This is a genomic window from Caballeronia sp. BCC1704 (assembly GCF_902833455.1).
Taxonomy (GTDB): Bacteria; Pseudomonadota; Gammaproteobacteria; order Burkholderiales; family Burkholderiaceae; genus Caballeronia.
The window spans coordinates 301,369-319,474 of sequence record NZ_CADFFT010000003.1 but is presented as its reverse complement, the minus strand read 5'-3'; the positions used below and the strand labels follow the sequence as shown (position 1 = coordinate 319,474).

At 62.8% G+C, this 18,106-nt stretch carries 14 protein-coding genes and 1 pseudogene; 7 read left to right on the top strand and 8 right to left on the bottom strand.

The annotated features are described in order from the left end of the window. Positions 1-33: 33 nt before the first annotated feature. Together HWX53_RS17075 and HWX53_RS17070 are read right to left on the bottom strand one after the other, a co-directional pair. On the bottom strand, positions 34-1,455 hold the full coding sequence (locus tag HWX53_RS17075; RefSeq protein WP_175942980.1) for an aldehyde dehydrogenase family protein: 1,422 nt from the start codon (positions 1,453-1,455) through the stop codon (positions 34-36). Positions 1,456-1,593: 138 nt separating this feature from the next. After that, complete coding sequence (locus HWX53_RS17070) at positions 1,594-2,706, bottom strand: AraC family transcriptional regulator (RefSeq protein WP_175942978.1); 1,113 nt, start codon at positions 2,704-2,706, stop codon at positions 1,594-1,596. Positions 2,707-2,951: 245 nt separating this feature from the next. Here HWX53_RS17070 and HWX53_RS17065 point away from each other — a divergent pair, with 245 nt between their 5' ends. Beyond that, positions 2,952-4,295: a UbiD family decarboxylase gene (locus HWX53_RS17065; RefSeq protein ID WP_175942976.1), complete on the top strand. Its 1,344-nt coding sequence runs from the start codon at positions 2,952-2,954 to the stop codon at positions 4,293-4,295. Continuing rightward, positions 4,292-4,873: a UbiX family flavin prenyltransferase gene (locus HWX53_RS17060; RefSeq protein ID WP_175942974.1), complete on the top strand. Its 582-nt coding sequence runs from the start codon at positions 4,292-4,294 to the stop codon at positions 4,871-4,873. The genes HWX53_RS17065 and HWX53_RS17060 overlap by 4 nt, the downstream gene beginning before the upstream one ends. Before the next feature lie 69 nt (positions 4,874-4,942). Here HWX53_RS17060 and HWX53_RS17055 read toward each other — a convergent pair whose 3' ends face one another. From HWX53_RS17055 to HWX53_RS17030, 6 genes are all read right to left on the bottom strand, one after another. Continuing rightward, positions 4,943-5,860 carry an ABC transporter permease gene (locus tag HWX53_RS17055; protein WP_175942971.1) on the bottom strand — a complete coding sequence of 306 codons (918 nt, stop codon included), beginning with the start codon at positions 5,858-5,860 and terminating at the stop codon, positions 4,943-4,945. Beyond that, positions 5,857-6,639, bottom strand: coding sequence for an ATP-binding cassette domain-containing protein (locus HWX53_RS17050; RefSeq protein ID WP_175943957.1), 783 nt, complete (start codon positions 6,637-6,639; stop codon positions 5,857-5,859). The genes HWX53_RS17055 and HWX53_RS17050 overlap by 4 nt, the downstream gene beginning before the upstream one ends. 50 nt (positions 6,640-6,689) lie before the next feature. Then, on the bottom strand, positions 6,690-7,703 hold the full coding sequence (locus HWX53_RS17045) for an ABC transporter substrate-binding protein (RefSeq protein ID WP_175942969.1): 1,014 nt from the start codon (positions 7,701-7,703) through the stop codon (positions 6,690-6,692). Between the two features lie 144 nt (positions 7,704-7,847). After that, positions 7,848-9,230, bottom strand: coding sequence for an NAD(P)/FAD-dependent oxidoreductase (locus HWX53_RS17040; RefSeq protein WP_175942967.1), 1,383 nt, complete (start codon positions 9,228-9,230; stop codon positions 7,848-7,850). A gap of 19 nt (positions 9,231-9,249) precedes the next feature. Next, positions 9,250-10,923: a thiamine pyrophosphate-dependent enzyme gene (locus tag HWX53_RS17035; protein WP_279612501.1), complete on the bottom strand. Its 1,674-nt coding sequence runs from the start codon at positions 10,921-10,923 to the stop codon at positions 9,250-9,252. Positions 10,924-10,964: 41 nt separating this feature from the next. Further along, the gene (locus tag HWX53_RS17030) at positions 10,965-12,113 is read right to left on the bottom strand and encodes a porin (protein ID WP_175942965.1); all 1,149 of its coding nucleotides are present in this window, start codon (positions 12,111-12,113) and stop codon (positions 10,965-10,967) included. A gap of 372 nt (positions 12,114-12,485) precedes the next feature. Here HWX53_RS17030 and HWX53_RS17025 point away from each other — a divergent pair, with 372 nt between their 5' ends. From HWX53_RS17025 to HWX53_RS17005, 5 genes and pseudogenes are all read left to right on the top strand, one after another. Next, on the top strand, positions 12,486-13,478 hold the full coding sequence (locus HWX53_RS17025) for an ABC transporter substrate-binding protein (RefSeq protein WP_175942963.1): 993 nt from the start codon (positions 12,486-12,488) through the stop codon (positions 13,476-13,478). Beyond that, positions 13,463-14,239: an aspartate/glutamate racemase family protein gene (locus HWX53_RS17020; RefSeq protein ID WP_175942961.1), complete on the top strand. Its 777-nt coding sequence runs from the start codon at positions 13,463-13,465 to the stop codon at positions 14,237-14,239. Before HWX53_RS17025 ends, HWX53_RS17020 begins: the two co-directional genes overlap by 16 nt. A 79-nt stretch (positions 14,240-14,318) precedes the next feature. Then, a pseudogene (locus HWX53_RS17015) lies at positions 14,319-14,742 on the top strand (SRPBCC family protein); the annotation flags it as partial. 180 nt (positions 14,743-14,922) lie between these two features. Continuing rightward, entirely contained in the window at positions 14,923-17,034 is a 2,112-nt protein-coding gene (locus HWX53_RS17010) for a TonB-dependent receptor (RefSeq protein ID WP_347879164.1), read from the top strand. Positions 17,035-17,374: 340 nt separating this feature from the next. Continuing rightward, positions 17,375-18,097, top strand: a complete 723-nt coding sequence (locus HWX53_RS17005; RefSeq protein ID WP_175942957.1) for a GntR family transcriptional regulator — start codon at positions 17,375-17,377, stop codon at positions 18,095-18,097. Positions 18,098-18,106: the final 9 nt, after the last annotated feature.

Genomic DNA, 18,106 nt, shown 5'->3' with positions numbered 1-18,106 from the left:
CCCTCCGCCGCGCGATCTTGTGTTTCCAGTCCATTAGACCTCCGCCAGCTTCTCTAGCGGCGGCACCGGACCTTCGTTGGCGAGCAGCGCACGCTTTCTTACGTAGCGCATAATGCTCGTCGCCCCATAGCGCGATCCGCCCATGCCCGACTTTTTGAACGCGGTCTTTTCGCCGGCGAACATCATTACGCGCGGTAGTTCCGTATCGTTGATGCTCACGCCGCCCGCTTCCATCTTCGTCGCAAAGTCACCGGCCGTGTGCGTGTCCGGGCCGAATACTGCGCCGCTCAGCCCAAACATCGAATCGTTCATCAAGCGCTCGGCTTCGTCCGCGGTCGAGAAGCGCATCACCGGCACTACAGGCCCGAAAGTCTCGTCCGTCATCAGCGTCATCTCGTGCGTCACATCGGTGACGATGGTCGGATCGATCCACACCGCGCCGTTCACCGTCTCGCTCCTGCCGCCGAGCACGATCTTTGCGCCCTTCGCGAGCGCATCATCGAGCTGCGCATCGATGATGGACGCCTGCTGACCGAAGATCATCGGGCCGTAGTGACCGCCGTCGCCCGCTGCGTGACTGCGCTTGAGTGTCTGCGCTTGCGTCATGAGTTCGGCGACGAGCGCATCGTAAAGCGAATCGTGCGCATACACGCGTTCGATCGCATAGCAGACCTGCCCCGAGTTATAGAGCGCGCTGCGCAAGATGCTGGTCGCTGCGCGCTTCACGTCCGATCCTTCGAGCACGACGGCCGCATCCTTGCCTCCGAGTTCGAGGAACGCGGGAACAAAGGCCTGCGCGGCCGCTGCCGCAATTTTCTGGCCCGTCGGCACGCTGCCGGTGAAGACGACCGCATCCGATTGCGCGACGATCGCCGCGCCCGTTTCGGCCGCGCCCTGCACGAGATTGACGATGCCTTTGAGCGCCGGCACCGCATCGAGTGATCGCTTCAGCGGTTCGACGAAGCGCGGCGTGACTTCACTCGGCTTGATGACGACGGCCGCACCCGCGACAAGAGCGGGAATCGCGTCGATGAAGGACAGCACGAGCGGAAAATTCCACGGGCTGATGACGCCTACCACCGGGTACGGCGAATACGTCACCTTGAATACGACATCGGGATGCGCGTCGAGCTTGCGGAACGGCGTGGCGAGCACTTCGGGCGCGGCATCGCAGAAGCCGTGGATGAAGTGAATGACCGCGCCGAGTTCTTCCTCGGAGATGCGGCGGCGCGCCGTATCGACGGACAGCGCATCGACGATCTGCTTGCCGTTCGCCTCCAGTTGCGCGGCCCATTCGCCGAGCGCCTTTGTGCGATGTTCGAGTCCGAGCGCGTTCCATGCGCGCTGTGCGTCGCGTGCCTGCGCGATTACGAGAGCGACATCGTCCGTGGATGCCGCATTGAATTCGTAGTCGTGTTCGCCCGTGCGGGGGTTGCGTACCTTGATTGACTTCATCGTGATTCCGGTCTGTTGTCTGCCCGGTGATGGGCGGTTGTCCAAAGTAAGGACGATGCTAACAACAGATATTTCGACACGGCAGTCACGCGCGCGAGATGCGGCCGATTTCCTACAAGTGAGAGCGTTGTTCCGATATCAACGCTTGTCCGCGGTATCCGCGTTGCCGGTTTCGCTTCTTGCACGCGCGGCTTCCGGTGCATCGCGCTGCTGCGTGGAAGGGCTAGCGAGACGCCGCGCGTCTTTCGGCGCGAAGCCGAAGTAGTCGCGAAACGCCGCCGTGAAGCTCGTCTGATGCTGATAACTCGTTGCAAGAGCGACTTGTCCAACGGGCAAGCGCTCGTCGACGAGCAATCGCAATGCATGATTCATCCGGCATCGATGCCCGTATTCGAAAATCGTCATGCCATATAGAAACTTAAAACCGCGCTTCAGCTTCGACGCGTTCGTTCCAACGGCGCGCGCGAGCTCCGGAATCGTCGGCGCGACGCGCAAGTCCGCGACAATCATCCGCTGCGCCTGTTCGATCAGCCGGAGATCGCGTGCGGAAAGCGTCTCGCCCGGAGAATCGTCGCGCAGATGCGTGAGCCACATTTCGATGCACGCGCACAGTATTTCGTTGCACTTGCCTTCGAGATAGAAGAGCTGACGCGCACCCTTATATGGCGATGCCAGCAATTGCTCGGCAATCTGCAGCGCGTCGACACTGAAGGGCATCTGCCGGTTGTAGATCTGATCGCGATCGATCGATGCCAGTTCCGCGCGAATCTTGTCGGCCTCGCCGCCGAGCGCTTGCACGAGGCGGTCGAAGTAGCGCCGCGTCACGTACATGCCGACCGATTGCCACGGCCCCGGCCCGCACGTCACCTGATACTGCACGTCCGTGCCCTGACTGCACACGAGCAGATTCGGCGCGTTCACATGCAGATGCCCCGTATCGGAGAAGTCGACACTCGCCGGTCCTGCAATCGAGAAATGAAACTCGACGAAGCCTTCGGGAAGGATCTTCTCCGAGCGGCTATGCGCATAGTTGCAGTCCGATACGACGAGATAGATTTCGTCGCGAATGCTCGCCATCTTCCACACGCCCTCTTCCGCACCGCCCGGCACCGCGACGGTTCCGCCGTATAAGCCGAACTCCGGAACGCTCACGCAATCGGGCTGCACGCGCAGTTGATAGAACGCTTCGGTGAGGCGCGCCTGCCGGCCTGCGAGCGCGTTTCTGAAAAGTCCAGCGTGTGATTCGGTCATTCTGTCTCCTGGCCGTTGCGTGCGCCGCTACCGCCCGGACGCTCGCTCGATCATTCAAGAACCTGAATTATGGGTCGCCAAAAGTATCGTGGCGATGCAAGCGCGCTGCATTGACGGACCATGCAAGAAAAACCGCTTTTCCTAGGTTCGCGGCGTCTTTGCGTATCCCGGCAAAAAATGCGGCGGGTATAAGAAGGCCACAGGCGCGCAGTCCGCGCTCATCCCTCGTCATGCCTCTTTTCGCGATGAAACACTACCTTTCCCGGCTGCGCGCACGCGGCGACTTGCTGACCGTTACGCGCGAAGTCGATCCGCGCTTCGAAGCCGCCGCCGTCGCGCGACGCCTGCAGCGCGAAACCACGAAGCCCGTGCTCTTCGAGAACGTCCGCGGCAGCAGGCTGCCCGTGTTGCTCAACCTCTATAGCGATCACGACCGGCTGCGCGAAATCATCCGCTGCGCGCCGGAAGAAACGTTCTGCGCTCGTCTGGATCGCGAGATCACGCTTGCATCGACGCTCGACAACACTGTGGAACATGTGCCGATGCCATCGGACTGGATCACCGGCAAGCTGTCCGACCTGCCGATCCTCACCTATCACGAACGCGACGGCGCGCCGTACATCACCTCTGGCATTTTCCTCGCGAAGGACCCGGACACTGGCGTGCCGAACCTCTCGTTTCATCGCTCGATGGTCGTTTCCGACGATGAACTGCGCATTCGCCTCGGCAGCAGTCACGACCTCGCGCAGTACCAGTTGCGAGCGGAAGCGCGCGGCGAGGCGCTCGAAGCCGCCATTCTGATCGGCGCGGCGCCCGAGCTGTTCATGAGCGCGTGCGTGTCGCTGCCGCCGGAAGGCGACGAACTCGCGCTCGCCGCGGCCATTCGCGGCGGCCCCCTCGCGATGCGCCGCGCGCTTACCGTCGACCTCGACGTTCCGGTGGCCGCCGAGATCGTCATCGAAGGCCGCATCCTGCCAAACGAGCGGCGCCCCGAAGGTCCGTTCGGCGAATTCATGGGCTATTACGTCGAAGTCGGCGACAACCATGTGTTCGAAGTCACGCATGTTGGCTGGCGTGAAGGCGCGGTCTTTCATGGCCTCATTTGCGGGTCCGACGAAGACCTGCGGCCGCTCGAAGCGGCAACGGCCGCGCGCATCTACAAGGCAATATCGGCGCAAGTGCGCGGCGTGCTGGACGTCACGTGCAAGCCCACGGTGATGAATACGATCATCAAGATCGACAAGCAATACGACGGCCACGCGCAACACGCGCTGCTTGCCGCGCTCGGCTCGCATCTCGATTACAACAAGCTGTGCATCGTCGTCGACAAGGACATCGACATCTACGACATGGACGAAGTGATCTGGGCATTCCTCACACGCGGGCGCGCGGACACGCGCACGATGGTCATCGAAAATGTGCCGGGCTTTTATCGCGATGCCCACAAGGATCACTGGGGGCGGCTCGCCATCGATGCGACGAAGCCCTGGGGCCGCGAAGCCGAGTTCGAACGCAAGTCGATTCCGGGCGTCGATACGCTCGTGCTTGAAGACTATCTGCCGCAAGCCGGCGCGCGGGCGTTGCGATGATGGCGCAACGCCCGCGCCGTATCGTCGTTGCGATCACGGGCGCGACGGGCGCCGTCTATGGCGTGCGTCTGCTTGCGGCGCTGCGCGAACGCGCGGTCGAAACGCATCTCGTCGTCTCGCGCGCCGGATGGCTTACGCTGCACGACGAGATGGCGCTCGATCGCAACGCAATGCGTGCGCGCGCCGACCAGTGGCACGAGCCGAACGAGATCGGCGCGACGCTTGCAAGCGGATCGTTCCAGCATGACGGCATGGTCATCGCGCCGTGCTCGATGAAGACGCTCGCGGCCATCGCGCACGGTCTCGACGACAACCTCGTCACGCGAGCAGCCGACGTTACGCTGAAGGAGCGGCGCAAGCTGGTGCTGCTCGCGCGTGAAACGCCGCTCACCCTGGCGCATCTGAACAACATGACGCTCGTGACGCAGATGGGCGGCGTCGTCATGCCGCCGCTGCCGTCGTTCTATGCGAAGCCCGGCAGCATCGACGAACTGGTCGATTACACGGTGCAGCGCGTGATCGACCAGTTCGGCCTCAACGACGATCACGCCTACGCACGCTGGCAAGGCTTGCGCTGATCGACGCGCAATGCACAAGGGCCGCTCGAATCTTCCGGGCGGCCCTTCTTTTCTGGAGCGTTGGCAGCGTCAAACCTTCGCGCCCATTGGCTCCAGCTTCTTCTTCGACGCGCCGCGCTTCTTGCGCGTCGCCATCGACAGCAAGGTGCCGAGCACGAACAGCGCCGTCACGAGCTTGAGGTCAGACGGCTGGAACCCGAGCGCGAGCACGACCGAGATCAACTGGAAGTAGATGATCGAGCCGATGACCGGCGCGATCACCTGCCGCGTCATCGAGCGATTGCCGATCACCGCTTCGCCGAGCAGCAGCGCAGCGAGTCCGTTCACGAGCACGCCGAAGCCCATGTTCACATCGGCGAACCCCTGGTTCTGCGCGAGCATCGCACCGCCCATCGCGGCAAACAGATTCGCCAGGCCGAGCCCGACGAGCGTGTACACCTTCACGTTGATGCCCTGCGCCTTCGCCATCGACGCACTCGATCCGATCGCGCGCATCGCAAGTCCATGCTCCGTGCCGAGGAACCACAATACGCATGTAGCGATCGCCACGTCGATCACGCCGAGCATCGCGATACGCGGCAAATAGCCTCCGCCATCACCGGGAAGCCACGAGAACACGCTGGGGAACGCGAACAGCGCGGCGTTCGGCTGGCCCATCACGCGGATATCGATCGAATAGAGCATCGACAAGACGAGAATGCCGCATAGAAGCGTGTTGACCTTCGCCTTCTCGTGGATATAGCCGGTGACGACTCCCGCGAGAAAGCCTGCCAGCGCACCGCCGAGCAGGGCCATCACCGGATTGAGGCCAAGCATCAGCAGCTTCGCGCACACGCACGCGCCGAACGGAAACGCGCCCTCGCCCGTCATGTCGGCGAAGTTGAGGATGCGAAACGGGATCATGATCGCAATCGCAATCAACGCATAGGTCAGCCCTTGCATCAGGCCTACCGGGACCAGATCGACAAAACCACTCAGGAAGTTCATGCGTTCACCGTCAAGGCCGTCGCCGGCTCCTCGTTGAAGTAGGCCATCAGCTTCTCGATGGTCATCGCGCGCTTCGCGTCGCCGCTCAAATCGCCGACGATGCGTCCGTCGCGCATCATGATCAGGCGATTGCCAAAGTCGATGGCGTGCTGCATGTTGTGCGTGACCATCATCGTCGTGAGGCTCTGCTCGCGCACGACCTGCTCGGTCACACGCATGACGATGGCCGCCGTGCGCGGATCGAGCGCGGCCGTGTGTTCGTCGAGCAGCAGCAGCTGGGGGCGCTGCAGCACGGCCATCAACAGCGACAATGCCTGACGCTGGCCGCCCGACAGCAGCGAAGCCTTCGTCTTCAGTCGCTTTTCCAGCCCGAGATCGAACGACGCCATGCGGTCGCAGAATTCCTTCGACAACGCGCTCGTGAGTCCGAGCCCGAACGATCGCTTGAGGCCGCGCCGGTTCGCCACCGCGAGATTCTCTTCGAGACTCAGCGCCGCGGCGGTCCCGACCGCCGGGTCCTGAAACACCCGCGCGATATGCCGCGCGCGCTTGTGCGTGGGCAGCGGCGTCACGTCCCGCCCGTCGATCACGATCGCGCCGCTGTCGGGCGTGACTTCGCCCGCGAGCAGATTGAGGAACGTGGACTTGCCCGCGCCGTTGCCACCCACGACGACAGCGAAGTCACCGGCGAACAGCTTGAGCGATACATCCGACAACGCGATGCGCTCATCCACGGTGCCCGGGTGGAATGTCTTGCAGATCTTCTCGGCCGACAGCATGGGAATGTGGCGCTCGCGCATCGTCGTTACCTTGGCCCGGTTGCGTCCGTTCAGTTGATGAAGCATTTGCAATCCTCGAAAGCGGCGGGCACCGTCAACCCCAGCGCCTGATATTGACTCTTGCTGATCTGCGTGACGTAGTCCGATTGCGTCGGCAATGCGGGCGGCAGCGCCGATGTCTTCTCGCCCTTCAGCACGCGGCCCGCAAGCTTCGCGGCATTCGCGCCGACCGATTCCAGCGACACCGCATACGACGCGGTCGCCATCCCCTTCTTGATGGACTCGGTCTCCGAGCTCAGGACTGGAATCTTCAGGCGCTGCATGCTCGCCGCGACGGCGGGGATGGCCGACTGCACGAGATTCGATCCGGTGATGTACACGAAGCCCACGCCTTTCAAGAGTTGCGCGCGCTGCGTAATGTCGTTGACCGTATCGACGCTGACGGCCTTGAACGTGAGTCCCGCGCGCTGCGCCGCGGCTTCGAGCGCCTTCGTCGTCACAACGTCGTTCGCTTCGCCGGGGTTGTAGAGCGTGCCGAACGACTTCGCGCCGGGGAACGCCTTCTTGGCGAAAGCGAGCACGGCATCGAAATCCTGCAGGTCCGACGATCCCGTGAAGCGGTCGCCGCCCTGCTTCCAGCCCGGCACGAGGCCCGCCGCGACCGGATCCGTCACTTCAGTGAAGACGAGCGGCGTCTTCGCATCGGGCACCGCGGAGCGCGCCACCTGCGATACCGATGTCGTCACCGTGAGAATGAGCGCGGGATGCTTCGCGGCAATCTGCGAGAACATCTGCGGCATCAGCGCCTGTGTGAAGTTGGCGTCGCTATAGACATAGCTCACGTTCTTGCCTTCGACATAGCCTTCCTTCGCCATCTGCTGCTTGAAGCCGTCGATGGTCTTTTCGAGCGACGGGTGCGGCCCGAGGTTGGCAATGCCGATGACGGTCGGGTCCGCCGCGGCCGGCAGCGCGGTCAGGGCGAACACGGCGGCGCAGATCGCGCCCAGTGCTGTCGATAACGTGCGGTTCGTCGAGCGTGCGCTCGTGCTGAAGCGTTCTTTCATGTTGTGTTCCGGTATCGGGTTCGGCGCTCCGCGACGGGAGCGGACGGCGGCTCGACGGTATTTTTAGCACCGTTGATTTGCGCGACATTAAAGCGGGCGGTGCAATTGCCGTTTCGCTACAACTCGCGCCGCTTTGCCTATATTTCAGGCGGCCACGCGCGGCACGGCGGCGCGCATGCGTTCGACGAGAATCCGCGCGGCGCGCTCGCCGCTCGCGCAGGCGCCCGTCAGCAGCGCTTGCGACAGCCAGTCGCCGCAATAGACGACAGGCGGCGCACTCTCTTCCAGGCGCTCGTTCGCGCGTTGCTCCTGCCAGCGCCAGAACTGGTTCACGCGCGCGCCGTAGCCCGGCGAAAACACCGGCAGCTTGCGCGCGATCCACTGATTCGCGACGGCTACCACATGACGGTCGAAGTCGGGAATGTAGGCGCGCAATTCATCGCGTATGAGGACGTCGAGTTCATGTTCGACGCCGCGCTGCACGGCCTCCCGCGCGGCTTCGGGCGTGAGCTGGCAGTAGATCTGAGTGAGCGGCCGCCCGCTCGCCGGCGCGGCGGGCAACTGCTGATACGTGGCGATGCGTCCCGGCAGGCCGCGCATCGCGAACTGCATCATCGGCGGCAGCGGCTTTGCAAAACCGTAGTGAACGACGCCGAGCGAGTTGTAGCGCACGGCATCGAGCATCCGGCTTTCGGCTTGCGTTGGGCTATCGACGATTGCTTTCGCGAGAGACCCTTCGACCGCGCACACGGCATAGTCGGCGCGGAACAGCTCGCCGTTTTGCAGCGCGAGTTCTACGCCGTCCGCATGACGCCTGATCTTGCGGACGGCCACGCCGGTGCGCACATCCAGTTGCGCCGCGAGCGCGTGGCAGACGCGGCCCATGCCGCCCTTCAGCGTGTTTACCGTGCTCTGCCCGACCATATGCGGCACCGTCGATACATAGAACAGCGCCGACAAATCTTCGGGATCGAAGCTACGCGTCGCCCGGAAGACCGGCTCGACCATGCGCGCGAGCACGTTCCGTCCGAGCGTTTGGCGGATATACGCGGCGAGTGTCATGTCGTCGAGACGCGCATCGACGGCGAGCGCGCTCGTCGCCCAGTCGGGGTCGACCTGCTTCTTCGCACGCAGCATCGCGATGGCGTGAGCCACGAGGCGCACGCGTTCGCCGGCGGCCAGGCCGGGCGTCGCGAGCGAGCGCGGCGACGGCATCAGTTCGATAGTGTGCTCGCCCTGTGGCGACTTGCATTGCGCGGTCAGCCGATGCAGCGGCACGAGCGCATCGTGCATCGCGAGATCGTCGACGAGACGGTTGAACGCCTGGCCGAACGGATAGACGAGGCGCGCGCCGCTGTTGTAGACGAGATCGCCGGTGCGCCGGTCGCCCATGCGTCCGCCAATGAAGCTCTGCGCGTCGAACACCGTCACGCGCACGCCCGCCCGCTTCAGCCGGTAAGCGGCCGTGAGTCCCGCGATTCCCGCGCCGACCACGGCGACGTGCCGGCCGGATAGAGAGTGATTCATCGTTTGCCTTGAAGTGCCGTCAATCGACGGGCCTGGTCACAGTGGAAGAAACGCGCAATTCGATCAGCGATACGCCGCTCGATGCCCACGCCCGCTGCAGCGCCGGCGCAAAGGCTTCCGTGCTGTCGACGGCTTCGCCGCGCGCGCCGAACGACTGCGCGAAGGCGGCGAAATCGATGACGCCGAGCGCGGTGCCCGTGGCGCGGTCGAAGAGCCGCCGCTGCGCGTTGCCGATCGCGCCGTAAGCGCGGTTGTTGACCACGATCACCAGCAAATTCAGACCGAGGCGCACGGCGGTTTCGAGTTCTTCGGCGTGCATCATGAAGCAGCCGTCGCCGGCGATCGCGACCACTCGCCGCGCCGGATCGAGCAACGCGGCGCCGATGGCTGCGGAGAGGCCGTAGCCCATCGCTCCGCTTTTCGGACCGAGTTGCGTGCCGGGCAGGCGATGCCGCAAATACCGCTGCGGCCACAGCGCGTAGGCGCCAGCGCCGGACGCGACGAGCGCATCGCGGGGCAACGCGGCATCGAGCGATTCGAACACCGCGCGCAGATCGAGCGGACCGGGACATCGTCCGCTCTGGGCGAACGCGACACGGTCTGCACGCGCTGCGCGCACCCATGCGATGCGTTCATCGTCCGGAGCAGGCGCATTTGCGGCGGCGGCCCATGCGGCGACGAAGGCGCCGGCATCGGCGGGAATCGCAAGGTCCGCGCGATACGCATTGTTGAGATCGCTGGCATCGGCATGAACATGCACCAGCACGTTGGCCTGGCGCGGCGGCGTCCATAGCGTGAAGCCGCTGAACGCGCCCGCGCCGACCGTGTTGAGCTCGCCGAGACGCGCATTCAACGCGACGATGCAATCGGCTTTACCGATGCGCGCCGCCAGCGCAGGATCAATACCGAGGCCGATCTCGCCCGCGAAGTTCGGATCGTCGTGATCGATCAGATCGCGGCGGCGGTAGGTCGTCGCGATGGGCACGCCGTACGCGCGGGCAAGCATTGTCAACGTTTGCAGCGACGCGGCCTGCCAGCCCGTTCCGCCGACGATCAGTAGCGGCCGCCGCGCCTCGGCCAGCAGCGTCGTGAAGCGCGCGAGGTCATGCGGTGCGGGCGCGGCGGCGATTGTCGCCGGACGCGGCAGATCGGCGACATCGGCCATTTGGCGCGACACGTTTTCGGGCAGCACGAGCACGACCGGCCCGCGACGGCCTGACATCGCGATATGCCACGCTCGCGCGAGCATCTCCGGGATGCGCGACGCCGATTCGATCAGTCCGACCCACTTCGTCAGTGGGCCGAACACTTGATGAAAATGCCCGAGGCCAAGCATGGCCTCGCGCTCGGCGGACTGCATGTCCGCCTGCCCGACGATCATCACGAGCGGCGCGCTGTCGGTATGCGCGGTGTGTATGGCGAGCGTCGCGTTCAACGCGCCCGGCGCGCGCGCCGCGAGGCACACGCCGGGCTGGCCGCTGGACTGGCCGATGGCCTGTGCGGCGTAGGCCATGCCGGCTTCGTGCCGGAAGCTCGCGAGACGGATCGCGGGCGCGCGCACGGCGAGCGCATCGACCAGTTCGAGAATGCCTTCGCCGGGAATGAACGTCACGACGGGCACCCCGAAATTCCTCAATGCGTCGGCGAATATCGCTGCCCCACTGCGAGGTGCTGGCGAAAGGGTGTTGGGCAAGGAAACGTCTCCGGGAGGGGCGCGGGATATCGCACACGCCGTCAGAAGCGGTGGAAGATGCCCGCCGTCACCGCGAGCTGGCGCTTGCTCGTCGATGCCCCGCCGCTGCTCGCGTATTCGATGTTCGCGTGCTGTGCATCGCCGGCGGCGAGCTGGAAGATGGCGTCGAGGTAAAGCGCGGTGCGCTTCGACAGGAAGTAGTTGTTGAACAGCGAGAACTGATGATACTTCGGAGAAAAATCCGTGGGTTGCACCTTTCCGAAGGTGTACGTGTAGTCGAACGAGAGCTGATACGCCGGCGTGATATACCGGCTCACGTTCGCCTCGATGTTCGTATAGCCCGCGCGTCCGTTGGCGAGGCCCAGTTCGGCGACGCCGAGATCGTCGTATCGGCTATGCGTGACGACCACCCCGAAGGTCGTCTGTCCCGCGACGAACGATCCCCCAGCGCCGTAGATTTCCATGCTCGATGGCGAGACCGCGAGCGCGAGCGTCGGCGACTCGGGGGAGATGGACGCGAATAGCGCCGTGTTCCACAGCCCTTCGCTCGATGCTATCGCCGGATGGTTCATGCGCATGTACGCCGCCGACAACGTCACCGGGCCATTCCCATAGTTGAGGCCGAAGCTCATCGCGCTCTGATTGCCGAAGCTGCCCGCAACGCCGCCGAAGCTGTACATCGCCGCGCCCTGCAGGCCGCGATAATTCGGCGACACGTACTTCACCGCGTTGTTGGTGCGGAACTGGAAGTTGAAGTTGTTGTTGTCACCGACGGTCGCGGCATAGCCGTTCCACATGTATGCAGCCGAATATTGCGCGAGCCAGTCCTGCGTCACGTCGTATTGGCGGCCGAAGGTGATCGTGCCGTAGTCCTTCGACTGAAGGCCCACATAAGCCTGACGGCCGAATTCCCGACCGCCCTGCGCTGACTTCCCGGAGTTCGGATCGAAGCCGCCTTCCAGCTGGAACACCGTGCTCAAGCCCCCGCCCAGATTCTCGACGCCGCGCATGCCCCAGCGGCTCGGACCATTGGCCGTCGACAGCGACGCTCCGGCGAGCGAATTGTTGGTGTAGATGACGCCTTCCATCAGTACGCCGTACAGCGTGACGCTGCTGTCGGCGGGCGAGGATTGCGCGTATGCGGCGGTGGCCGATGCAAGCAGCAGCATGGAGGAGCAGATTCGTTTCATGTTCTCGTCTCGTTCAGGCGGTCGTGAGCGTGGTGAGGTCGGGGCGTTGATAGGGGCAGCGGCAGTGCATGGCTGAATGCCACGCCCCGCAGACTAGAAACCGCCGCTAAAACCGGCAATCCGATAAAAAAACTTAGAACCGAAATCCTTCATTTGAGGCTCGCTTGACTCACGCCTGCCTTCGACGCTTCATCGAAGGTGCGTGAAATGCGGCATCGAGACGCTTCGAACGTGCATCTTTCACGCGATGCGCCCGCAATGCGAGGGCACGCGGCCAATTACATAGGCAATCGGGTTTGTTTATTTTGTCGGCTCGCTCATGCGGGCCTTCATTCGCACAATCGCAAGCAGCCAACTCTTCGGGCAATCAGCATGCGTTTTCTTCCTGGATTGACGGGCAAGCTGTGCGGACTCGCGCTCTCGGTGGCATTGCTGCACACGGGTAATGCGTGTGCACAGACACGCACCGTGATCGGCATCGCGAACTTCGGACCGCACCCCGCGCTCTCGCGCACCATCGCCGGTTTCAAGGACGAAATGGCGAAGCAAGGCTATGTCGAAGGCAGTAACACCGAATACGTCTATAGCGACGCCAACTTCACGCCCGGCCTCGTGCCGCAATCGCTGGCGCAGATCGTCGCGAAGCATCCTACTGTGATCCTCACGGTGACGACGCCGGTTGCTCAGGCATCGGTGCGCAATGTGCCGGACCGTTCCATCCCACTTGTCTTCGCGCAGGTGACGAATCCGGTCGCCGCCGGTCTCGTGCCGGACTGGGCGCATGGCAGCGATCGCATCGTCGGCACTGCGACGGTCACCGACTACGATGCCGTGCTCGCCTTCGCGAAGCGCGTCTTCCCGGCGGCTACATCGTTCGGAGTACTGTACAACGCGGGAGAAGTGAACGATGTAGAAGCGGTGACAAGTCTGAAGGCTGCCGCTGCGCGCGCGAAGCTGACGATGATTGCCACGTCGGTCGATGCGACCATCGACGTGCCGCAGCGCGCCGCCGCAATGGCGGGCGTCGGATTTTTCTACGCGATCGGATCAAATCTCGTGCAATCGGCGCTGCCCGCGCTTGCGTCAGTGACGGATCGCATGAAGACGCCGATTCTTAGCGCCGAGCACGAGCTCATCAGGAAGGGCAGTCTCGTTACGGTGGCCTATGCGCCGTCCTACGAATCGCAGGGCGCACACGCTGCAGCTCTCGCAGTGCAGATGCTGCATGGCGCGAAGCCTTCCGCACTGGCGGTCTATCGGCCGCAGGCTCAGGATTATGTCGCGATCATCAATCGCGCCAAGATGGCGGCGCTTGGTCTTCCAATCTCCCCCTCGCTTGCAGGTTGCGAATGCTTCATCAACTAATGAAGCCGGCGCGCCCTCGCACCGTGCATGGCGTGAGCATCGGCATCTTGATGCTCGACACCGGCTTCGCGCGCCTGCCCGGCGATATCGGTCACGGCGCAACGTGGCGCTTTCCCGTGCAATATGCGCTGATGGAAGGCGTGACCGGCCCGATGGTGATGGCGGCCGCCGCAGGCGACAAGCGCGCGGCTAAGCCGCTCATCGACCGCTTCGTCGATGCCGCGAACCGGCTTGCGCGTCTCGGCATCGATGGCATTGCGACCAGTTGCGGTTTCCTTGCCGCGTTCCAGGAGGACATTGCGGCACGCTGCATGGTGCCCGTCGCGACATCGAGCCTGCTGCAGATTCCGCTTGCGGCTAGCGTGTTGCCGGGAAACCGGCGTGTGGGCGTGCTGACCGCAAAGTCGTCGGCGCTGACGGCGGCGCACCTCGTCGCCGCGCATGCCGACCCGACGACGCCCGTTGTGGGCTTGGCTGAAACCTCGCGCTTCTTTCGAAACCAGGTGGACGATGCGGCGCACGTGAGCTTCGACGAACAGGCGCAGGAAGTGCTCGATTGCGCAGGCCGATTGCTGCAGCAACATCCCGACGTGGGCGCGATCGTCAGCGAGTGCGCCAACTTCGCGCCTTATTCGCCGCTGATCGCCGAGCGTTTTGGCTTACCGGTCTTCGATATGGTGAGCCTGATCGAGTGGTTCCATGCAGGGCTGCGACCGCGTGCATTTGGGAAAAGAATCGACGATCGCGCTTGGGATGTTTGATTGAGCGGGAGACGCCGCAGAAAGCGCTACGTAACGTCGGCTTTGCGAGAGCGGCCAATGACTATTGCCGGCCAGTTAACCTGGCTCCGACATTTACCGAGCATGGCACGACCGGCTGCTCGCATTCGGCGGTAACGAGCCGCCTGCTTTCAGCGCTATCTGGCTTGCGTATTTTCCGACTCACATGATCGAGTTGTATCCGCACGTGCTTGTCGTTTCGACGCTCTATCCCAAGGGCCCGCAGGAGACGCTCAACGTCATCGAGTTTCATTATCCCGAAGAAGTTGCGGCGTTCGAGCGCGAGTTCGTCGATGCGCAGCGCGCGCTTATCTAGAGACGATGACCAAGGACGATGAAATTGCGGAACGCATGGATGCGGGCCGCCTGAGACTCATCGTCGCGCAATGAGCAATGCCGGTCCGTATCAGTCGCCGCTCGAAGATGGCATGCGGCACTTTCATGCGTGGTACCGGCAAGCGTTCGGCGAAGGCCGCAAGGCTTGAACAACTCCCCGCCGCAGTCAACGAAACGTATTTCCGACGGCGTCGATAACACTTTACAAACCCATGCGGCCGCGCCAAAATGCGCGTGCTAAATGCGAATGGTTGCTATTTACACATACGGGACACTAAAAGAATATGGCTTCAGCAGCAGGCAACAACGAAACGTCCGGCGGATTCACCTTGCGACCATCGACTGTGGCGGCGCTCCTGCTCTTCGCGATGATTGACGGTGCGCTCGCGCAAGAAAGCGGCGCCGCAGCAGGCGATGCGACGCTTCCCGCAGTCTCCGTCACTGCCAGCAGCCAAAGCGACCACGGACAGCACTTGCAGCGCGACATGAGTTCTGGGGCGCTGGGCACCCGCACTCAGCTCGATACGCCCTATTCGACCACCATTGTCACGGGCGAAGAACTCGCCGATCGTCAGGCTAAGAAGCTCGGCGATGTGTTCGCGCAGGACGCGTCGGTATCGGACAACAGCAATCGCTATAACGCATGGGCGAGCTACATCACCGTGCGCGGCTTGCAGTTGGACTGGCAGAACGGTTTTCGCATCGACGGGCAACCAATCAACGCCTACGGCATCACGATGCCCTATGAGCAGCTTGAGAGCGTGCAACTCCTCAAGGGCCTCTCCGGCTTCATGTATGGCTTCGGCGCGCCGGGTGGCGTCGTGAATTATGTGACGAAGAAGCCACCGCTCACGGACCGGCAGATCGCGAGCGTCGATGTCGGCTATGCGTCGACCAATATCTGGTCGGAGCACTTGGACCTCGGTGGGCGCGTCGGGCCCGACGCCATGTTCGGCTACCGCTTCAATGCGACCCACGAGGAAGGCACGACCTTCAACGACGGCAACGTGCGTCGCGACTCATTCTCGCTTTCCACCGACGCCCGCCTCACTCGCGATCTCACGGCAACGTTCGGCGCGTTGTATCAGGACCGGCGTGCATCGGGAATCACGACATCGATATCGACCTCGGGACTCACGGGCAATGCACTGCCCGTTCCGTTGAGCGGTGGAAGCAGCACCCTTGTCACACCCGATCAGCATCTTTACACCAACGTCCAACTCTATACGGCCGGCCTGCACTACAACCTGAATCAGGACTGGACGATCTCAGCGACCTATGGTTTCAGCAAAAGCACGCGCTATCGAAACGAGAGCACGTTCTATCTGACAGACCTCGGCGGCGACTACACCGATACGCGCTACGAAGGCAACGAAGGACATCAACTGAACGCGTGGCAAGTCATGGCCGAGGGACTCGTGAAGACCGGACCGTTCCAGCATCAACTCGTGTTCGGCATGTCCTATCAAAAGCAGACGAGCGACAATACCGCCAATTCTTTCTATGACGAGATCGGCATCGGCAATATCTATCAGCCGAATCAGAATCGTTATAGCGGCGGCGGCTTCACTACTTACCGCAACGCGGACATCGTGCAAAAAGCGTTATTTGCGAGCGATACGATCGCGCTGAACTCGCGCTGGTCTGTGCTGGGCGGCGTGCGTGTCACGAACTATGAACAGCACGGTTATGCAGTCGACGGCACAACGAGTTCGACGTATGCGAAGAACGGCATAGCGACGCCCTCCGTCGCCATGATGTACAAGCTCACGCCCGGCACGACAGTTTATGCAAGCTACGTCGAGTCGCTCGAAGCGGGTAACGTCGTCGGCACGACCTACGCGAATTTCGGCGCGGTGCTCAATCCGCTACGCAGCAAACAATACGAAGTCGGCGTAAAAACTCAGAATGAGCGATGGAGCGGGACGGCGGCGTTGTTCCGCATCGAGCGCGGCGCGCAGTATGCGAATAGCGACAACATCTTCGTCGAAGATGGCGAGTCACTGTTTCAGGGTCTGGAAGCAGGCGCGGACGTTCGACTGGGTCGCGACTGGACCATCGGCGGCGATGTGATGTGGATCGCCACCAAGTACGAAAGAGGTTCGAGCTACGACGGGAACCGTGTCGCGGGGGCGCCGGGGTTCGTCGCGGCTGCACACGCCGAGTACGCGGTGCCGGTGGTGCCGGGCTTGACGCTCGGTGCATCGGCAAAGTTCACGGGCAACACGAGCCTGCGTCCCGCGGGCGATATCAAAGTGCCGGGCTACACGATCTACAGCCTGGGCGCGACCTATACGACGAAGGTCGCGGGGCATAACGTCGGCGTGCGCGCGGCCATCGATAACCTAACGAATCATCGCTATTGGGAGTTTCAGTACGCGGACTATATTCAGCCTGGGGAGCCGCGCACCGTTGCGCTCAACGCGCGTCTTGAGTTTTGATGAGGACGATCGCGTAAGTCATGCCTCGGGACGACACCCTGCCGTTGACGGTCTTTTCTACCGCAACAATCGACGCTCGTGGTGTCGCAGACGCCCTCGAACAAGGCGCACTGTTGAAGGAAATCGGCTCTGCATCCATTAGTTCATAGCCGCCGCGCATTGCGCCTGACCAAACGACTTTCGAATTCAGTCAATGGTGATCGCGGGACGTCAAGAGGCGCATCTGTACATTGTGGGTGAAGGTGTGGGCACTGTTGTATTATCTGTGTCACAACCTCCGTCAGCGCATGAACGCGCGCTGCCGTCAAGCCGCCTAAGCAAGCAAAGGAACTGACGAGACATGCCCAGGTATTCATCTCTCTTGCGGGAGACGCGTCCGAACGTTCGCGAGACGACGCCGCCGAAACGCCCGGGCCTGACCGTCAACGAACTCTACGAGCAATTAAAGGAAATGGCGGTGGTCTACACTATCCGCCCCGGCGAGCGCGTGAACGAACTCGAGCTTGCACAGCGTTTCGACGTGAGCCGCACGCCACTGCGCGAAGCCCTCAATCGCCTCGTCGCCGAAAGTCTGCTGCACTTCGTGCCGAATCGTGGCTTCTTCGCGCGCGAACTGCATCGGCAAGACATTTTCGATCTCTTCGAGCTTCGGCGCAGCATCGAATCGTCCGCCGTGCTGCTGGCGGCCGAGCGTGCCAGCATTAAGGATCTGCGCGCGCTGCGCAAGTTCTGGAAGGAAGTCATGAAGACCAAGGCTCAGACCAGCGCCGCCGAACTCACCATCAAGGACGAAGAGTTTCACGTTCGGCTCGTCGCGCTCGCGGGCAATAACGAAATGGTTCGCGCGCTATACGGCATCAACGCGCGCATTCACTTCGTTCGCTGGATGGATTTGGAACAGCGCGGCCACGATGCCTTCGCGGAGCACCTCGACATTCTCGATGCCATCGAAGCACGCGATATCGAGCGATGCCGCGCGCTGACGGAATCGCATATCACCTGGCGCATGGAAGAAATCGCGCGCGTGGTGGATGCAGGCGTCGTGCGGCTCTTCTCGCGCTGAACGCCCGCG

Coding starts and splice junctions, on each gene's coding strand:
- HWX53_RS17075 (WP_175942980.1), bottom strand. CDS start 1,455: ATGAAGTCAATCAAGGTACGCAACCCCCGCACGGGCGAACACGACTAC.
- HWX53_RS17070 (WP_175942978.1), bottom strand. CDS start 2,706: ATGACCGAATCACACGCTGGACTTTTCAGAAACGCGCTCGCAGGCCGG.
- HWX53_RS17065 (WP_175942976.1), top strand. CDS start 2,952: ATGAAACACTACCTTTCCCGGCTGCGCGCACGCGGCGACTTGCTGACC.
- HWX53_RS17060 (WP_175942974.1), top strand. CDS start 4,292: ATGATGGCGCAACGCCCGCGCCGTATCGTCGTTGCGATCACGGGCGCG.
- HWX53_RS17055 (WP_175942971.1), bottom strand. CDS start 5,860: ATGAACTTCCTGAGTGGTTTTGTCGATCTGGTCCCGGTAGGCCTGATG.
- HWX53_RS17050 (WP_175943957.1), bottom strand. CDS start 6,639: ATGCTGTCGGCCGAGAAGATCTGCAAGACATTCCACCCGGGCACCGTG.
- HWX53_RS17045 (WP_175942969.1), bottom strand. CDS start 7,703: ATGAAAGAACGCTTCAGCACGAGCGCACGCTCGACGAACCGCACGTTA.
- HWX53_RS17040 (WP_175942967.1), bottom strand. CDS start 9,230: ATGAATCACTCTCTATCCGGCCGGCACGTCGCCGTGGTCGGCGCGGGA.
- HWX53_RS17030 (WP_175942965.1), bottom strand. CDS start 12,113: ATGAAACGAATCTGCTCCTCCATGCTGCTGCTTGCATCGGCCACCGCC.
- HWX53_RS17025 (WP_175942963.1), top strand. CDS start 12,486: ATGCGTTTTCTTCCTGGATTGACGGGCAAGCTGTGCGGACTCGCGCTC.
- HWX53_RS17020 (WP_175942961.1), top strand. CDS start 13,463: ATGCTTCATCAACTAATGAAGCCGGCGCGCCCTCGCACCGTGCATGGC.
- HWX53_RS17005 (WP_175942957.1), top strand. CDS start 17,375: ATGCCCAGGTATTCATCTCTCTTGCGGGAGACGCGTCCGAACGTTCGC.